Source organism: Streptomyces sp. ISL-100 (assembly GCF_018614615.1).
Classification (GTDB): Bacteria; Actinomycetota; Actinomycetes; order Streptomycetales; family Streptomycetaceae; genus Streptomyces.
In genome coordinates this window covers 20,834-37,141 of sequence record NZ_JAGGOK010000011.1, presented here as the reverse complement: position 1 = coordinate 37,141, position 16,308 = coordinate 20,834, and the positions used below count along the sequence as shown (strand labels likewise).

Sequence of the window (16,308 nt, the reverse complement as noted above, 5' to 3'; positions counted from 1 at the left end):
AGGTGGATTTTCCGTTCAGCCCCTCCGGCGGTCGAGAAGGGTCAGAACAGGCGGAGCTTGTCGTCCTCGATGCCTCGCATCGCGTTGTAGTCCAGGACCACGCAGCCGATCCCGCGGTCCGTCGCCAGTACGCGCGCCTGCGGCTTGATCTCCTGCGCGGCGAAAATGCCCCGCACAGGCGCCAGGTGCGGATCCCGGTTCAGCAGCTCCAGGTAGCGGGTGAGCTGCTCCACGCCGTCGATGTCGCCACGTCGTTTCAGTTCCACCGCCACCGTCGCGCCGTCCGCGTCGCGGCATAGGATGTCCACCGGGCCGATGGCCGTGGGGTACTCGCGGCGGATCAGCGAGTAGCCCTCGCCGAGCGTGTCGATGCGGTCCGCGAGCAGCTCCTGGAGGTGCGCTTCCACGCCGTCCTTGATCAGCCCGGGGTCGACGCCCAGTTCGTGGGACGAGTCGTGGAGGACTTCCTCCATCGTGATGATCAGTTTCTCGCCCGCCTTGTTGATCACCGTCCAGATGTCGGCATCGTCCCCTGTGCCCTCCTTGAGGGTGCACGGCGGCGACATCCAGTTGAGCGGTTTGTACGCCCGGTCGTCGGCGTGGATCGAGACGCTGCCGTCCGCCTTCACCAGGATCAGACGGGGAGCGGAGGGCAGATGGGCGGTGAGCCGGCCCGCGTAGTCCACGGAGCAGCGGGCAATGACGAGACGCATGGGGCGCAACGCTACTCGACGACAAGCGGTCTACGCGATTCGCCCAGTAAGACCCCCTTCGTTGTTGGCTGGTTGTGTTCCCAATCTCCTGGTGCGGCCCGGACCGCACGCTTAACTTGGATGCAGGAGGTCGTCGTACGTGCACTCTGCGTCGTCGTCCGTCTTCCCTGCCCGTAAGACCCCGGCCCCGGGGTCGCGAGAGGAGAACCCATGTCGCTCGACGTCTCACCGGCACTGTTGGAACAGGCCGAGCGAGGCGATGTCGACGAAGCCGCATTCGTCGACTGCGTCCGGACCTCCCTGCCTTACGCATGGGAGATGATCAGCTCTCTGGTGGCACAGCTGAAGGTCGACGGTGGCGAGTTCGCCGACAACCAGACGCCTCCGCCGGACGAGCAGGCACGTGGTCAGCTGCTGCGTGCACTCGCGAGTGACGCGATTCGCGGTGCGCTGCAGCGGCACTTCGGCGTACGTCTTGCATTCCAGAACTGCCACCGCGTAGCGGTGTTCCCGATGGACCCCTCGTCGGACGAGCGGCTCGGCCGTTTCACCTCGATCAGGGGTCAGCTTCTCAACCAGTCGCCGGAACTTCGGGACTGCTGAGGCAATGCTGCCGCTTCGCATCAGGGGAGATCCACTGATGCGGAGCGGCAGCGTCCCCGGCGGCACGGCACGGCACAGCACGGCACGGCACGGCACGGCACGGTCAGGACAGCAGGGGCAGCACTTCGGACCCCAGCAGCCGTACGTTCTCCTCGGTGGCCGCCAGGTCGCCCGAGCCCTCCACGAGCAGCGCGAAGCGTGTGATGCCGGTCCGCTCCGAGGTCGCCGCCAGCCGGTCGGCGGCCAGCCGGGGCGGACCCACCGGGTGCAGCTCGCACAGCATTTCCGTGTAGGCGACGGGGTCCCGCATCGCGCGGTGCCGCCCGTCGACCGTCACATGAGCGTCGAGTCCCTGCTTGAGCCAGCCGGGCATGGCCTTCGTCAGCGTCTCCGTGCCGTCGGCCGCGCTGCTCGCGATCTGAGCCACTCCGGCCGAAACATGGCCCGCCCGCGCGACCTTTTCCGGCTCATGTCCGGCGGCCAGTGCGAGCCTGCGCCACAGCGCGACCATCTCCGCCTTGTCCTCGTCACCGCAGTGCATGCCGAGCAGCATCGGCAGCCCGCGCTCGGCGGCCATCCGTACGCTCTTCGGGGAGGTACACGCGAGCACGACCTCGGGGCCGCCCGGTTCCTCTTGTCCGGCCGGCGTCTCGCGCAGCAGCTCGTCCGGCCTTGGTACGACGGCGACTTCGCGGAAGTCGAACCGCCCGCCTTGTCCGGCCGGCGTCTCGCGCAGCAGCTCGTCCGGCCTTGGTACGACGGCGACTTCGCGGAAGTCGAACCGCTCGCCCCGCGCCTCGACGCGCGGTTCACGCAGCCAGCGCAGCAGCAGGTCCAGCGACTCGGGGAACCCGTGCTCGTACGCCGAAAGACCCTGTCCGAACACCTCCAGGTCCACCCACGGCCCGCCCCGCCCGACGCCGAGCGTGAAACGCCCGCCGGAGGTGAGGTGCAACAGCGCGGCCTGCTCGCCCAGGGCGACCGGGTGAACGGTCGGCAGGACGCTGACCGCCGTACCCACGCGGATGCGCCGGGTGCGCCCGAGCAGCAGCGCGGCGAGTGTCACAGCGGAGGGGCACACGCCGTACGGTACGAAGTGGTGCTCCGCCAGCCAGACCGAGTCCAGCCCGGATTCCTCGGCGACCTCGGCGGACCGCACCGCCCGGTGCAGTGCCTCCCCCTGGCCCTGGCCCGGAAACTGGGCCGCCAGTACAAACGTTCCGACACGCATCGCCTTTTGCCTCCTTACGGCCGACGCGGCTTCCCCCTTACTGGCAACAACGTCTGACACGTGCCAAAGGCACGGGTGCGCGTGAAGTTGTTGCGATTTTCCGGTAAGCCGCGCCCGGTGGAGGGCGGCCCGCACGCGCTGCGGTACGTGTACCCCTGCCGGATGGCCCTAGGCTGGGTGAAAGCCACTGCCCGTCCGACCCGTGAGGTTTCAGGTGTCCCCGCGTCGCAACCGCCCCAAGGGCGGCGAGAATCCGACCGAGTCCCAAAGTGGCGCGGCAGGAGAGAGGTTCGGGCTCCAGAGCACCGAGTCGTGGCAGGGCGAGGAGTGGTCGCTGCGCCACGTCGCCGGCGCGAGCGCGGCGGGCAAGCGCTACCGCTGCCCGGGCTGCGACCAGGAGATCCCGTCCGGGGTCCCGCACCTGGTGGCCTGGCCGGAGTACGGCGGTGTCGACGACCGCAGGCACTGGCACAAGGCCTGCTGGAACGCGCGGGACCGCCGCACCACGAAGGTGCAGCGGTCCCGTAATGCCCCGCGCTACTGACCGGAGCGGCCCTCGCTGCCCGCGCGGCCCGCGCTGTCACACGTCGCGCTTGTCCAGGGCGAGGAATGCGCCGCCGAGCGTCACAGCGGTCACACCCAGCAGGATCCACAGCGGCTCCCAGCCGGCCGGTCCGGATTGGGTGACCGAGACGTCGTAGAAGGCGCTGAGCTGGTTGGGGATCGAGTACTCGAAGAGCGCCTGCTGAAGCTCGGCCAGCGTCTCGGAGAACATGAACATCGCCAGCACCAGCGGCAGCAGCACCACGCCGATCATGATGGTGATCGCGCCCGCCGAGTGCCGGATGAGCGAGCCGACGGCGAGGGAGAGCAGGCCGAGCGTCGCGATGTAGAGGCTGACGCCGATCGTCGCGCGCAGCCAGTCGCCGCCGGTGGGCGTGGCGCCGTCCAGCGTGGCGGTCTGGATCGCCCCGACGATGGCGGTGGTCACCAGGGTGATGGCGAAGGCCAGCACGAAGAAGACGATCGACTTGGCCGTCAGCACGCGGGCGCGGCTCGGGCAGGCCGTGAGGGTCGTACGGATCATGCCCGTGCCGTACTCGGACGCGATGGTCATCACGCCGAGCGTGATCACCGGGATGGCGCCGAGCAGCACACCGAAGAAGCCGAGGCTGAGCACCGGGGTCTCGCCGAGGTCGGCGCCGGACGAGCCGACGGCCACGGTCGAGAGCAGTCCGATGCCGAGGACGAGCACGATCATCACGCCGAGCGTCCACACGGTGGAGCGCACCGACCGGATCTTCGTCCACTCGGAGGTGAGCGCGTCCCCGAGTGTCGCCCTGCGCACCGGGATCGGCGAGATGTACGACGCGACGCCCTGCTGCTGGTAGTGCTGCGGGGCCTGCTGCTGGTACGGGGTCGTCATCGGGCGTCCTCGGGGCTGTCGGTGTCGCTGTCGCTCTTGGTCAGGTCGGGGGCAGGCGCGGGCGCGGGCGCGGCGGCGGGCGCGGGAGGCGCCGCCGGGGCGGCAGCAGGCGCCGCGTACGGGTTCCGGCCGGGGGCAGGGTAGCCGGGGGCGGGTGCGGGGCCGCCGGGCATCGGCACACCCGCGAAGGGCTGTCCGCCGGCCTGGGGCGGCGGCGGGGCGTACCAGCCGTCCTGCTGCGGCAGGGGCTGGGCGTAGCCGCCGGGGTGCTGAAGCTGCTGCGGCTGCTCGAAGCCGGCCAGCTGGTCGGCCGTGGAGCGGTAGTCCACCGCGCCCTGGGTCATCCGCATGTACGCCTCCTCCAGCGAGGCCTGGTGCGGCGAGAGCTCCCACAGCCGTACGTCGGCGTCGTGCGCGAGGTCGCTGATCCGCGCCAGCGGCAGCCCGGTGACGCGCATCGCACCGTCCTGCTCGGTCATGACGTGCGCGCCGGCCTCGGTCAGTACCGACGACAGCTTCTCGCGCTGCTGCGGCTCGGTCTGCGGCGTACGCACCCGGGCGAAGTCCGCGGAGTTCGCCGAGATGAAGTCCTTGACGCTCATGTCGGAGAGCAGCTGCCCGCGCCCGATCACGATCAAGTGGTCGGCGGTGACCGCCATTTCGCTCATGAGGTGGCTGGAGACGAAGACCGTACGGCCCTCGGCAGCGAGCGTCTTCATGAGGTTGCGGACCCAGAGGATGCCCTCGGGGTCGAGGCCGTTGACCGGCTCGTCGAAGAGCAGCACCTGCGGGTCGCCGAGGAGCGCCGCCGCGATGCCCAGGCGCTGTCCCATGCCGAGCGAGAAGCCGTTGGAGCGCCGCCTGGCGACGTCCTGGAGGCCGACGACCCCGAGCACCTCGTCGACGCGCCGGGCGGGGATGCCGGAGAGCTGCGCCAGCGACAGCAGGTGGTTGCGGGCGGTGCGCCCGCCGTGCACGGCCTTGGCGTCGAGCAGGGCGCCGACCTGGCGGGGCGCGTTGGGGAGCTTGCGGAAGGGGTGGCCGCCGATGGTGACATGGCCGGCGGTGGGCTCGTCGAGCCCGAGGATCATGCGCATGGTCGTGGACTTGCCGGAGCCGTTGGGGCCCAGGAAGCCCGTCACCGTGCCCGGGCGCACCTGGAAGGAAAGGTTGTACACGGCTGTCTTGGCGCCGTAGCGCTTCGTCAGGCCGACTGCCTCGATCATTGTCTGCAGCCCCATCGACAGGTCGGGTGGTCGGGGCTGTGACCGTCTGGCCGAATGCGCCCCCGTAAGGGTTAGGAGGATAACCAGCGGCTGACGGTTCCGGCCAAGCCGGTACGCCGGGCGCCGGATCTACCTTTGATCTCGCCCGGTGCTCCGCCTTTTAGGGCGGATGGTGGAGGGCGTCCTTGGCCCGGAGGTGCGAAGCGCCGGAGTTCGCTGCCTGTCCAGGCCGGACAGGTTCATGCCGGGCGTTGCTGGTTCTCGATGTACTGGCGTACGACGGTCAGCGGTGCGCCGCCGCAGGAGCCTGCGAAGTAGGAGCCGGACCAGAAGTGTCCGCCCCACAGGTGGCGGCGTACGTGCGTGTCGTACTCCTTGCGCAAGTAGCGGGAGCTGACGCCCTTGAGGGAATTGACCAGCTTGGAGAGCTGGACTTTCGGCGGGTAGTGCACGAGCAGGTGCACGTGGTCCTGTTCGCCGTTGAACTGCTTCATTTCAGCCTCGAAGTCCGTACATACGTCGCGCATGATCTCTTCGCACCTGGTCAGCATGGCGTCTGTGAACGCCTCGCGCCGGTACTTGGTGACGAAAACCAAGTGGACGTGAAGGTTGCAGATGACATGGCGACCCGAACGTACATCCGGGTTGGGATTCCATCGTGGTGACATAAACCAAACGATATAGTGATCGCGTGAGCGCCGAAGTCGTCCTTGAGAAGCGGCAGTTCGGGCACCGTGCCCGGCTGGCGCTGGACCCCGCGCTCTCGAGGCAGGTTGATGAGCAGGCACACGCTGCCCGCACGATGTGGAACCTGCTCCACGCGTGGTGGCAGATGATGCCGAAGGACAAGCGGACTCTGGGACACGCGGACGCTGCGATACGCCAGGCCCGCAAAGACATCGACTTCCTCGCCGCCCTCCCCGCTCAAGCCGCGCAAGCGGTTTTGAAAACGTACTTCCAGGCGTGGAAGAACTGCTGGGACGGGCGTGCGGACGCCCCGAACTTCAAGAGCCGGCTCCGGTCGGTGATGTCGGTGGACATCCCGCAGGGCAGGGACCTGAACATCACCCGCGTGCACCGCCGCTGGGGCATGGTCAACATCCCCAAGGTCGGACGTGTGCGCTTCCGGTGGACCAAAGACCTGCCCGTCGGCAAGCGCGCCAACGAAGAAAACCGCATCACCGGTGCCCGGCTGGTCAAAGACGCGCTCGGCTGGCACATCGCCTTCCGCGTCCAGACCCTCGTGCGCAAGCCCGAGCCCCACACCGGCCCGGAAGGCGGTATCGACGTGGGCATCACCGTGCCTCTGGCCCTCTCGGACGGCACAACGTACGACCACGACGAATGGCTGCCCGCCAAGGAAAAGGCCAAGCTGCTCCGGCTGGAGCAGCGGGCCGCACACCGCAAGACCTTCCGTAAACCCGCAGAACGCACCTCCGGGCGGCTGCGGGCCACCTACGACCAGATCGCGGGACTTCGCGCGAAAGCCAAGCGCCGTGCCATCGACTGGCAGCACCAGACCACCACCGACATCGCCCGCAAGTACGCCACCGCGGTGGTCGAAGCACTCCACATCACGAACATGGTCAAGTCCGCCAAAGGCACCGTCGAGGAACCGGGGAAAAGCGTCGCCCAGAAATCCGGCCTCAACCGCTCCATCAGCGGTCAGTCATGGGGGCGCACGGTCACGATGCTGACGTACAAGACCACCCGCCAGGGCGGCACTCTCGTCAAGGTCCCCGCACCCAACACCTCCCGGCGCTGCTCCGCCTGCGGCTTCATCACGCCCGGCAGCCGGGAGGACCAGGCCACGTTCGTGTGCAAGAACCCTGGGTGCGGCTGGGAAGGCAACGCCGACCACAACGCATCGAGGAACGTCTTGCACCTGTACCGGATCGGCCTCGTGGCGATCCCGGCTGCCGGAAGGGCAGTCGCCAGGCGCGCGAAGCGCGTCAAGCCCACCACCGTAAGGTAGGAGGGAATCTCCCGCATTCATGCGGGAGAGCACTTCAAGCGTCGCGCTTCTTCAACAGGACATATCCGCCCACCAGGGCCGCCGCCACCCACACGGCCATGATCGCCAGCCCGCCCCAGGGGCCGTACGGCGCGTCGTCGTTGACCGGCGGAACAACCTGCATGATCTTGCTGCCCGCCTGGTCGGGGAGGTACTGACCGACCTTCTTGGTCGCGGAGACATTGCCCAGGATCGGCGCGAGCAGGAAGAAGAACGGCATCAGGACGCCGAGCGCGAGCACCTGGCTGCGCAGCATCGAGGCGACGCCCATCGAGAACAGCGCGATCAGGGTCATGTAGAGGCCGCCGCCGATGACCGCGCGCAGTACGCCCGGGTCGCCGATGCTCGCTTTCAGGTCGCCGAGCATCGCCTGGCCGAGGAAGAAGGAGAGGAAGCTTGTGATCATTCCGACAGCCAGTGCGAGCGCCGCGGCGACGGTGATCTTGCTGAAGAGGAAGGTGCCGCGCTGCGGGACCGCGGCGAGCGACATGCGGATCATTCCGGTGTTGTATTCGTTCGACACGACCAGCACACCGAAAACGATCATTGCAAGCTGCCCAAGACTCGTCCCCGCGAAACTCACAAACGTCGGATCGAAGGCGAGCTTGTCCTCCGCGCTCAGCTTCTGGAATTCGTTCCTGGAAAGAATACTGATCAGTACGCCGAGGCCGATTGTGACGATCGCCGCAAGGCCGAGTGTCCATACTGTGGACTGAACCGATTTGATCTTGGTCCATTCCGACTTGAGCACCTGTGCGACCGCCATGACTCAGACCCCCCTCTTCTTCTTCGTCTTCTGCTGCTGCACGCCGGCGCCCCAGCCGGCCCCGGGCGACCCGGGCCTCTCGCCGTCGGAATGCGCGTGGTACTCGACGGATTCGGCGGTCAGCCGCATGAACGCTTCCTCCAGCGAGGCCTGCTGAGGGCTCAGCTCGTGGAGTACGAGCTGATGCCTGGCGGCGAGATCACCGAGCTGCTCCGAGGTCACGCCGTCCACTTCCAGGGACCCGTTGGCCGCGCTGACCGCCGTGATGCCGGCCTCGTGCATGACATCGCGCAGCCGCTCCTGCTGCGGGGACCGCAGGCGTACGTAACTGCGCGAGTTCTCCCGGATGAAGCCGGCCATCGACGTGTCGGCGAGCAGCCTGCCCTGGCCGATGACGACCAGGTGGTCGGCGGTGAGCGCCATTTCGCTCATGAGGTGGGAGGAGACGAAGACCGTACGCCCCTGGGACGCCAGCGACTTCATCAGGTTGCGGATCCAGTGGATGCCCTCGGGGTCGAGCCCGTTCACCGGCTCGTCGAACATCAGGATCTCGGGGTCGCCCAGCAGCGCGCCCGCGATGCCCAGCCGCTGCCCCATGCCCATCGAGAAGCCCTTCGCGCGCTTCTTCGCGACCTGCGTCAGGCCCACCGTGTCCAGGACCTCGGAGACTCGGCTGCGCGGGATGCCGTTGCTCTGGGCCAGGCACAGCAGGTGGTTGTACGCGCTGCGGCCGCCGTGCATCGCCTTGGCGTCCAGGAGCGCGCCGATGTACTTCAGCGGATCCCTGAGGTCGGCGTAGTGCTTGCCGTCGATGCGGACATCGCCCGCCGTCGGGTTGTCCAGCCCCAGCAGCATCCGCATGGTCGTCGACTTGCCCGCGCCGTTCGGACCCAGGAAGCCGGTCACGATGCCCGGCCGTACGGTGAAGGTCAGATGGTCGACGGCCAGCTTCTCGCCGTAACGCTTCGTCAGCCCCGTCAGCTCAATCATGTCGGCCACGCTAAGGGCGCACATAGCCCCCCGCCACTGGAATGACGGGGGGCTTCCGGGCCTTTTGCGGCCTGTTTGGTTCCGCTTCGGGGCTAGCGGGTCTGCTGGGCCGGGACGCCGCGCGTGATCGGCTCGTCGTCGGCCGGGGCGCCGGCGGCGGCGACAGCCGCACCGGTCAGCGTGGCCAGCATCTCGCGGACGTTGGTGAGCTGCGCGTTGATCGAGTCGCGGCGGTTGGTGAGAGCAGCCAGCTCGCGCTCCGATTCGCTGCGGATCCGGTCGGCCTTGGCGTTGGCGTCGGCCACGATGTCCTCGGCCTGGCGCTGCGCGGTCTCCACCGTCTGGCGGGCGCGGCGCTCCGCGTCCGTACGCAGCTTCTCGGCCTCGAGACGAAGCTGCTCGGCGCGGTGCTCGATCTCGGCCAGACGCTTCTCGGCCTTGGCCTGACGCGAAGCCAGGTCGCGCTCGGACTGCTCCCGGCGCTTGGCCAGGTTCGTCTCGAAGTCCGCGGCGGCCTGGGCGGCCTTGGCGCGGGTCTCCTCGAAGAGAGCGTCCGCCTCCTCGCGCTTCTGCTGCGCGTCCTTCTGGGCCTCGCCGCGCAGCGTAGAGGCGTCACTCTTGGCCTTCTCGACGATACGAACGCCCTCGTCCTCGGCCTTCGCCTTGCGCTCGGAGGCAAACGATTCAGCGTCGTTGCGCACCTGCTGCGCGGCGGACTCGGCGAGCTCGCGGTGCTGCTCGGCGGCGCGACGGGCCTCCTCACGCAGGTCCTTCGCCTCCTCCTCGGCAAGGCGAAGGATCTTCTCGACGCGCGCACCGAGTCCGGCGTACGACGGCTCCGCGTCGCTCACCTGGGCCTGGGCGTTCTGCGTCTCGAGGTGGAGTTCCTCGATGCGCTTTTCCAGAGCAGTGATTCGGGCCAGAGCACTGTCACGGTCGGCGACGAGTTTGGTAATGCGGTCGTCCACCTGACCGCGGTCGTAACCACGCCGCACGAGCTCGAAGCCGAAGGGGGAGGAAGTGTCGCTCATGGGGTTCCTGGGTTCCTGTCGAATGTGACCGGTGAGGTGTTAGGGGGAATCCTAGGGGCCTAAGCGGCGTGTCATCGAGTCAATGACCGTTTGATCTGGAGAATGACACCCCTTTTGAGTGGCTAACCGTCGGATGACTTGCCACCCGAACGAGTTGCGCCCGCCGCGGCGCCCGCTTTGACCCCGCCTGCCCCGGACCCGCTGTTCGATGCCGACTTGCCGCCCCCGGAAGGTGCCTCAAAGGATTCCAACGCCTCAAGTACATCCTGAACACGGGAGATTTCGGCCTGAATGTCCTCCCGGCGGCGTACCAGCACATCGAGCTCGCGCTGGCCCTCTTCCACCATGCGCGCTGCCTCGGCCTCGGCCTCGGCGTGCACCCGCTCGGCGTCCCGTACCAGCTCGGCCTTCTTCCGCTCGGCCTCCTTGAGCAGCGCCTCGGCCTTCTTCACCGCGGCGAGCCGGACCTTGCCCGCCTCCGAACTCGCATCGGAGATCATCGCCTTCGACTTCGCCTCGGCCTCGGCCTGCTGCTCCGTCGCCGCCTTCACCAGCTTGTCGACCCGCTCGCCGGCGGTCCGCATCTGCTCGGACGTCTCCCGGCGGGCCCGCTCGTGCAGCTCCTCGATATCGCTCTCGATGCGGGTACGCAGCTCCTCCGCGCGCTCCCTTATGGCGGTCGCGTCCCTGCGGGCGCCGACCAGCAGCTCGTCGGCGTCCGTACGGGCCTTCTCCACCAGGGAGTTGCCCTCGACCGTCGACTCCGACACCAGCCGCTCGGCCTCCTTGCGGGCCGCGCCGACCATCGTGTCGGCCTGCTCCTCCGCACGCGTCGCGGCGAGCAGCGCCTCCTCCTGGGCCTTCGCCATCAGCTGGTCGGCCTGCTCGGCGGCGTCCGAGCGGCGCTTGGACGCCGCCTGACGGGCCTCGTCGAGCAGCCGGTCCGCGGCGGCGCGCGCGTCGCCGCGCATTCGCTCCGCCGCTTCCTCGGCGTCCGCCTTGACCTTCTGGGCCTCGGACCTGATGCGCTCCGCCGCCTGCTGGGCGGAGCCCACCATCTCGGCGGCCTCCGCGCGCAGCCGCTCGGCCTCGCCGCTCGCCTCGGCGATGAGCTGGTCGGCCTGCGCCGCCGCGTCGCCGCGCCGCTTGTCGGCGGCTTTGCGCGCCTCGTCCAGGATCCGGTCGGACTCCGCGCGTGCCTCGACGTGCACCCGCTCGGCCTCCGTGCGCAGCCGCTCCGCTTCGGCGTTCGCGTCGGCGACCAGCTTGTCCGCCTCGCCACTCGCCTCGGAGACGAGCTTGTCCGCCTGAGACGCCGCGTCGCCGCGCCGCTTGTCCGCCGCCTTGCGTGCCTCGTCGAGAACCCGCTCGCCCTCCTCGCGCGCCTCGGCCCGCAGCCGCTCGGCCCCGGCCTCGCCGTCCGCCTTGATCTGCTCCGCCTCGGCCCGCATCCGGGCCGCGTCCTGCCCGGCCGCCGTCAGCGACTGCACGGCCTCGGCCGCCATCCGCTCGGCCTCGCCCGTCGCCTCGCCGACCAGCCGGTCCGCCTGCGCCGCAGCCTCGTTACGGATGCGGTTCGCGTCCTCGCGGGCCTCGGCGCGCGAGCGCGCCGCGTCCTGCTCGGCCGAAGCCAGCGCGTCGGAGGCCTCCGTACGAAGCCTCTGTGCGTACTCCGACGACTCGGACCGCAGCCGCTCCGCCTCCGTGATCGCGTCACCGACCGTGCGCTCCGCGAGCGCCTTCGCGGCGTCCGTCTCCTCCTGCGCCTGCCGGCGCAGCCGGTTCGCGTCCTCGGTGGCCCGCTCCCGCTCCTCGTACGCGTCGGCGCGGAGCCGGTCCGCCTCCTCCTGCGCCTCGGTCTTCGTACGCTCCGCCACGTGCTCGGCGGCCGACCGCAGCCCGGCGATCTCCTGCTCGGCCTGCTCGTGCAGCCCGGCGACGGATTCCCGTACCTGCTGCGCCGTCTGCTCGGCGGCCGCGACCAGCTCGGTCGCCCGGTAGTCCGCCTCCTGGACCAGGCGCTGCGCCTCGGTCTGCGCGTCCTCGACCCGCTTGCGGGCGGAGGCGAGCAGCTCCTCGCTCTGCTCACGGGCCTGCGTACGCTCCCGCTCGGCCTCCTCGCGGGCGGCGGCCAGCGTCTCCTCGGCCTCCCGGCGGCGCCTCGCGGCCTCCTCCTGGGCGGCGGTCAGCGCCTCGGCGGCCTCGTTCCCGACGCGCTCCGCGGCGGCCGCGGCCTCCGCGCGAATCCGGTCGGCGCTCTCCTGCGCCTCCGACTTGAGCCGCTCGGCCTCGTTCGACGCCTCGCTGCGCAGCCGTACGGCGACGGCCTCACCCTCGGCGCGCGACTGCGACGCGTCGGCGGCAGCCTCGTCACGCAGCCGCTCCGCCTCGGTCTCGGCCTGCGCCTGGAGCGTACGTACCCGCTCGGCCGCTTCGGTCCGCAGCCGCTCGATCTCCTCGCCGGCCTCCCGGCGCAGCCGCTCGGCCTCGGTCCGCGCGTCGCCCAGCGCCTTCTCGGCGGCGGTGACGCGCTGTTCGGCCTCGGTGTGCAGCCGGGTCAGTTCGCCGGCGGCCTCGGCCTGGCGGGCCGCGATGGCGCGCTCGGCCTCCTCGCGCAGGGCGCGGGCGGCCTCCTCGGCGTCGGCGGTGGTGCTCGCCGCCTGCTCCTCGGCCTCGGTGCGCAGCCGGTCGGCCTCGGTGCGGGTGCGCTCCAGGGTCTCCTCGGCCTGCTTGCGCAACGTCGTGGCGCGCTCGATCGCCTCGCCGCGCAAGCGCTCGCTCTCGGCTGAGGCGGACGTACGCAGCTCATCGGCGTCGCCCCGCGCCTTGGTCAGCAGCTCCTCGGCGGTCCTGGCCGCCTCCTCGATCTGCTGGACGGCCTCGCGACGGGCCTCGCCGCGGATCCGCTCGCCCTCGGCGACCGCCTCGGACCGCAGCTGCTCGGCCTCGCCGCGCAGCCTGCGCGCCTCCTCCTGCAGCTCGACCGTCTTGGCCCGGTACTCCTTGGTGTCGTCCTTCGCCGCGCCCTTGAGCTGGTCGGCCTGGGCCGCCGCCTCGCTGCGCAGCCGCTCGATCTCCGCCTCGGCCTCGCGGCGGATCCGCTCGGCCTCCTCGGACGCCTTGCGGGTGGTCTCCTTGGCGTCGTTGGACGCCTTCGTCAGGACCTCTTCGGCGGTACGGGCGGCCTTGGCCAGCGCGGCCGCCGAATCCTCGGCGGCGACCGTACGGGCCTTCTCCGCGGCCTCGGTCACCAGCCGCTCGGCCTCGGCGACGGCATCGGCACGGGCCTGCTCGGCCTCCGCCTTCAGCGCCTCGGCGTCCTTCGTGGCCTCGCCGACCAGCCGCGCGATCTCGGACTTCGCCGTACGCGTGCGCTGCTCGTTGACGGACTCGGCCGTGGTCAGCTGCTTGGCCGCCGCGTCCTTCGCCTCGGTGAGGACCTTCTCGGCCTCGGCGCGCGCCTCGCGCAGCGCCGTCTCGGCCTCCTGCATCCGCTGCTCGGCGGTGCGGCTCAGCTCGGCGGCCTGCCGGCGCGCCTGCTCGGACTCGGCAGTCGTCGACGTACGCAGCTGCTCGGCGTGGGTCGTCGCCTCCTGCGCCTGGTTCGAGGCGGCGTTCAGCAGGCGCTCGGCGTCCTTGCGGGCGCGCAGCAGGATCGCTTCGGCCTCGGCGCGGGCGTGCTCCGCCTCGGAGCCGAGGCGCTGGCGGGCCTCCTGGGCGACCCGCTCGGCCTCGGCGCGGGCGGCGGCCAGGGCCTGCTCGGCCTCGGCGCGGGACTCCTCCAGGAGCCTGCGGGCCTGCGACTCGGTACGGGCACGGAGCTGTTCGGCCCACGCCACGTTCTCGTTGACGTGTGCCTCGACGGTCTGGCGGCGCTCGGAGAGCTCCTGGTCGAGCCGCTGGCGGCGGGTGACCGCCTCCGTGTGCAACTCGGCCTGGAGCCTTGCCTGGTGCTCGGCGTGCTCCTGGAGGATCCGCTGCGTCTGGGCCCGGGCGTCGCGCAGTTCGCGCTCGGCGTCGGTGCGGAGCTGATCGGCCTGAATCTGGGCATTACGGAGCAACTGCTCGGCCTGGTAGCCGATGTCCGCCGCGTCGTAGGCAGGCCGGGACGCGAGGTTGCGGCGCGCCTCGTGGAGCTTGGCGCGCAACACCTCGACCTGGTAGCCGAGGTCCTCGGCGTGCTGAACCGCCTTCTCCCGCTCGGTCTTCAGCCGCTCCATCTCGGCTTCGAACCGCGAGAGATGGTCGGTTTCACCCCGCTGTTGGCTCTCCTGGCGTTCGTAGCCCCGCACTGCGCGGTCCCATCCGTCCCCTGGTCGCAAACTCTTCCGAAAACTCCGAACAAGCACCGCCCCGACATCGGGCGGCCCCCGGGGGGAATGGTCTCAGATCAACAGTGAGGCATGGGTCACAGCCCCCGGTCCGACCCCGGTCCGGCCCCGGACCGGAACCGCCCACTCTACCGGCGTGGAATACGGGGGACTGTGTTCCGGTCAGTGCTCCGGGGTTGAGGCGGGGGCCGAAGTGACCAGTTCTGTCAGTACGCCGTGGCAGTCCTTGGGGTGCAGGAAGGTGATGCGGGAGCCCATGGAACCGATGCGGGGCTCGTCGTAGAGGACCCGTACGCCCTTGTCGCGGATGTCTGCCGCGTCGGCGTCCACGTCCGGTGTCCCGAAGGCGATGTGGTGGACCCCCTCACCGTTCTTGGCCAGCCACTTTCCGACCGCGGAGTCCTCGCGGGTGGGCTCCAGGAGCTGGAGATAGGTGGCTCCGCCGTCGGACGTCTCGTTGATCTTGAGCATGGCTTCACGTACGCCCTGCTCCTCGTTGACCTCCGAGTGGTACACCTGGAAGCCATAGGTCGAGCGATAGAACTCGATGGTTTTGTCGAGGTCGAAACAGGCGATCCCGATGTGGTCGATTCGCGTCAGCATGAGTCCAGTGCAGCGCTATTGGTGGTGGTTACGCAACGTGCGCGCGATCACACTCGCTGCCCGGTGACCGGGCCCGTACCGCTCAGTACATTGAGGTAAACCCTCGTTCACTCCTCATCCCAAGGGGCCGTGCCTCATGCCTGGAACGAACCGCACTACGTCAGTCATCGTCGCTGGTGCCCGTACGCCCATGGGCCGACTGCTCGGCTCGCTGAAGTCCTTCTCCGGCGCGGACCTCGGCGGGTTCGCCATCAAGGCCGCCCTGGAGCGGGCCGGCATCGGCGGTGACCAGGTCCAGTACGTGATCATGGGCCAGGTGCTGCAGGCGGGTGCCGGGCAGATCCCGGCTCGGCAGGCGGCTGTGAAGGCCGGCATTCCGATGAGCGTGCCTGCTCTGACCATCAACAAGGTCTGTCTGTCCGGGCTCGACGCCATCGCCCTGGCCGATCAGCTGATCCGCGCCGGTGAGTTCGACGTGGTGGTCGCCGGTGGCCAGGAGTCCATGACCAACGCTCCTCACGTGCTGCCGAAGTCCCGTGACGGCTTCAAGTACGGCGCGATCGAGATGCTCGACTCCATGGCCCACGACGGGCTGACCGACTCCTTCGAAGGCATCGCGATGGGGGAGTCGACCGAGAAGCACAACACCCGGCTCGGGATCGCCCGCGGCCCGCAGGACGAGTTCGCCGCGCAGTCGCACCAGCGCGCCGCCGCCGCGCAGAAGAACGGGCTCTTCGAGGCGGAGATCACGCCCATCGAGATCCCGCAGCGCAAGGGCGACCCGGTTCTCTTCTCGAAGGACGAGGGGATCCGGCCGGAGACGACGGCGGAGTCGCTCGGCAAGCTGCGGCCCGCCTTCGCGAAGGACGGGACGATCACCGCTGGGACCGCCTCGCAGATCTCCGACGGTGCGGCCGCCGTGGTCGTGATGAGCAAGGCCAAGGCTGAGGCTCTCGGGCTTGAGTGGATCGCCGAGATCGGGGCGCACGGGAACGTGGCGGGCCCCGACAACTCCCTTCAGTCGCAGCCCTCGAACGCGATTGCGCACGCGCTGGGCAAGGAAGGGATCGGGGTTGAGGATCTCGACCTCATTGAGATCAATGAGGCTTTCGCGGCGGTTGCGGTCCAGTCAATGAAGGACCTCGGAGTATCCCCGGAAAAGGTGAACGTCAACGGTGGCGCGATTGCCCTGGGGCACCCCATCGGGATGTCCGGCGCCCGGGTCGTGCTCCACCTCGCCCTTGAGCTGAAGCGGCGGGGCGGCGGCGTGGGCGCTGCGGCGCTGTGTGGTGGCGGCGGCCAGGGTGATGCGCTGATCATCAAGGTCGCGGGCAAGTAAACCCCGTAACCCTTCCGTAGTGCTTGATCGAGGAG

14 protein-coding genes are annotated in these 16,308 nt (G+C 69.6%); 4 read left to right on the top strand and 10 right to left on the bottom strand.

All coding sequences use genetic code 11. From position 1 onward, the window contains the following. Positions 1-41: 41 nt before the first annotated feature. Positions 42-713 (bottom strand): endonuclease NucS, encoded by a 672-nt coding sequence (nucS, locus tag J7E89_RS07000; protein ID WP_214969591.1) that lies wholly within the window; start codon positions 711-713, stop codon positions 42-44. 210 nt (positions 714-923) lie between these two features. Between nucS and J7E89_RS06995 the strand changes: the two genes are divergently transcribed. Further along, entirely contained in the window at positions 924-1,316 is a 393-nt protein-coding gene (locus J7E89_RS06995) for an SCO5389 family protein (protein WP_214969589.1), read from the top strand. Between the two features lie 103 nt (positions 1,317-1,419). On the opposite strand, the gene J7E89_RS06990 is transcribed toward J7E89_RS06995, so the two are convergent. Then, on the bottom strand, positions 1,420-2,547 hold the full coding sequence (locus J7E89_RS06990; protein ID WP_214969588.1) for an LLM class flavin-dependent oxidoreductase: 1,128 nt from the start codon (positions 2,545-2,547) through the stop codon (positions 1,420-1,422). A 214-nt stretch (positions 2,548-2,761) separates the two neighbouring features. Here J7E89_RS06990 and J7E89_RS06985 point away from each other — a divergent pair, with 214 nt between their 5' ends. Beyond that, a complete protein-coding gene (locus J7E89_RS06985) occupies positions 2,762-3,091 on the top strand; it encodes an ATP/GTP-binding protein (protein WP_214969586.1) in 330 nt (109 codons plus the stop codon). Between the two features lie 36 nt (positions 3,092-3,127). Here J7E89_RS06985 and J7E89_RS06980 read toward each other — a convergent pair whose 3' ends face one another. From J7E89_RS06980 to tnpA, 3 genes are all read right to left on the bottom strand, one after another. Next, positions 3,128-3,973 (bottom strand): ABC transporter permease subunit, encoded by an 846-nt coding sequence (locus J7E89_RS06980; protein ID WP_214969584.1) that lies wholly within the window; start codon positions 3,971-3,973, stop codon positions 3,128-3,130. Continuing rightward, positions 3,970-5,199, bottom strand: coding sequence for an ABC transporter ATP-binding protein (locus J7E89_RS06975; protein ID WP_214969582.1), 1,230 nt, complete (start codon positions 5,197-5,199; stop codon positions 3,970-3,972). The genes J7E89_RS06980 and J7E89_RS06975 overlap by 4 nt, the downstream gene beginning before the upstream one ends. A 239-nt stretch (positions 5,200-5,438) precedes the next feature. Then, positions 5,439-5,867, bottom strand: a complete 429-nt coding sequence (tnpA, locus tag J7E89_RS06970) for an IS200/IS605 family transposase (RefSeq protein ID WP_214969580.1) — start codon at positions 5,865-5,867, stop codon at positions 5,439-5,441. A gap of 23 nt (positions 5,868-5,890) precedes the next feature. Here tnpA and J7E89_RS06965 point away from each other — a divergent pair, with 23 nt between their 5' ends. Then, positions 5,891-7,174: an RNA-guided endonuclease TnpB family protein gene (locus J7E89_RS06965; RefSeq protein WP_214969578.1), complete on the top strand. Its 1,284-nt coding sequence runs from the start codon at positions 5,891-5,893 to the stop codon at positions 7,172-7,174. 34 nt (positions 7,175-7,208) lie between these two features. Here the strand turns inward: J7E89_RS06965 and J7E89_RS06960 are convergent, their stop codons facing one another. The 5 genes from J7E89_RS06960 to mce form a co-directional block, all read right to left on the bottom strand. After that, a complete protein-coding gene (locus J7E89_RS06960) occupies positions 7,209-7,979 on the bottom strand; it encodes an ABC transporter permease subunit (RefSeq protein ID WP_214969576.1) in 771 nt (256 codons plus the stop codon). A gap of 3 nt (positions 7,980-7,982) precedes the next feature. Then, positions 7,983-8,969, bottom strand: coding sequence for an ABC transporter ATP-binding protein (locus tag J7E89_RS06955; protein ID WP_214969574.1), 987 nt, complete (start codon positions 8,967-8,969; stop codon positions 7,983-7,985). Between the two features lie 92 nt (positions 8,970-9,061). Next, positions 9,062-10,000, bottom strand: coding sequence for a cellulose-binding protein (locus tag J7E89_RS06950; protein WP_214969572.1), 939 nt, complete (start codon positions 9,998-10,000; stop codon positions 9,062-9,064). A gap of 122 nt (positions 10,001-10,122) precedes the next feature. After that, on the bottom strand, positions 10,123-14,292 hold the full coding sequence (gene scy, locus J7E89_RS06945; protein ID WP_214969570.1) for a polarized growth protein Scy: 4,170 nt from the start codon (positions 14,290-14,292) through the stop codon (positions 10,123-10,125). A 201-nt stretch (positions 14,293-14,493) separates the two neighbouring features. Then, the gene (gene mce / locus J7E89_RS06940) at positions 14,494-14,934 is read right to left on the bottom strand and encodes a methylmalonyl-CoA epimerase (RefSeq protein WP_214969568.1); all 441 of its coding nucleotides are present in this window, start codon (positions 14,932-14,934) and stop codon (positions 14,494-14,496) included. A gap of 136 nt (positions 14,935-15,070) precedes the next feature. Between mce and J7E89_RS06935 the strand changes: the two genes are divergently transcribed. Then, complete coding sequence (locus J7E89_RS06935) at positions 15,071-16,273, top strand: acetyl-CoA C-acetyltransferase (RefSeq protein ID WP_214969566.1); 1,203 nt, start codon at positions 15,071-15,073, stop codon at positions 16,271-16,273. Positions 16,274-16,308 lie beyond the last annotated feature (35 nt).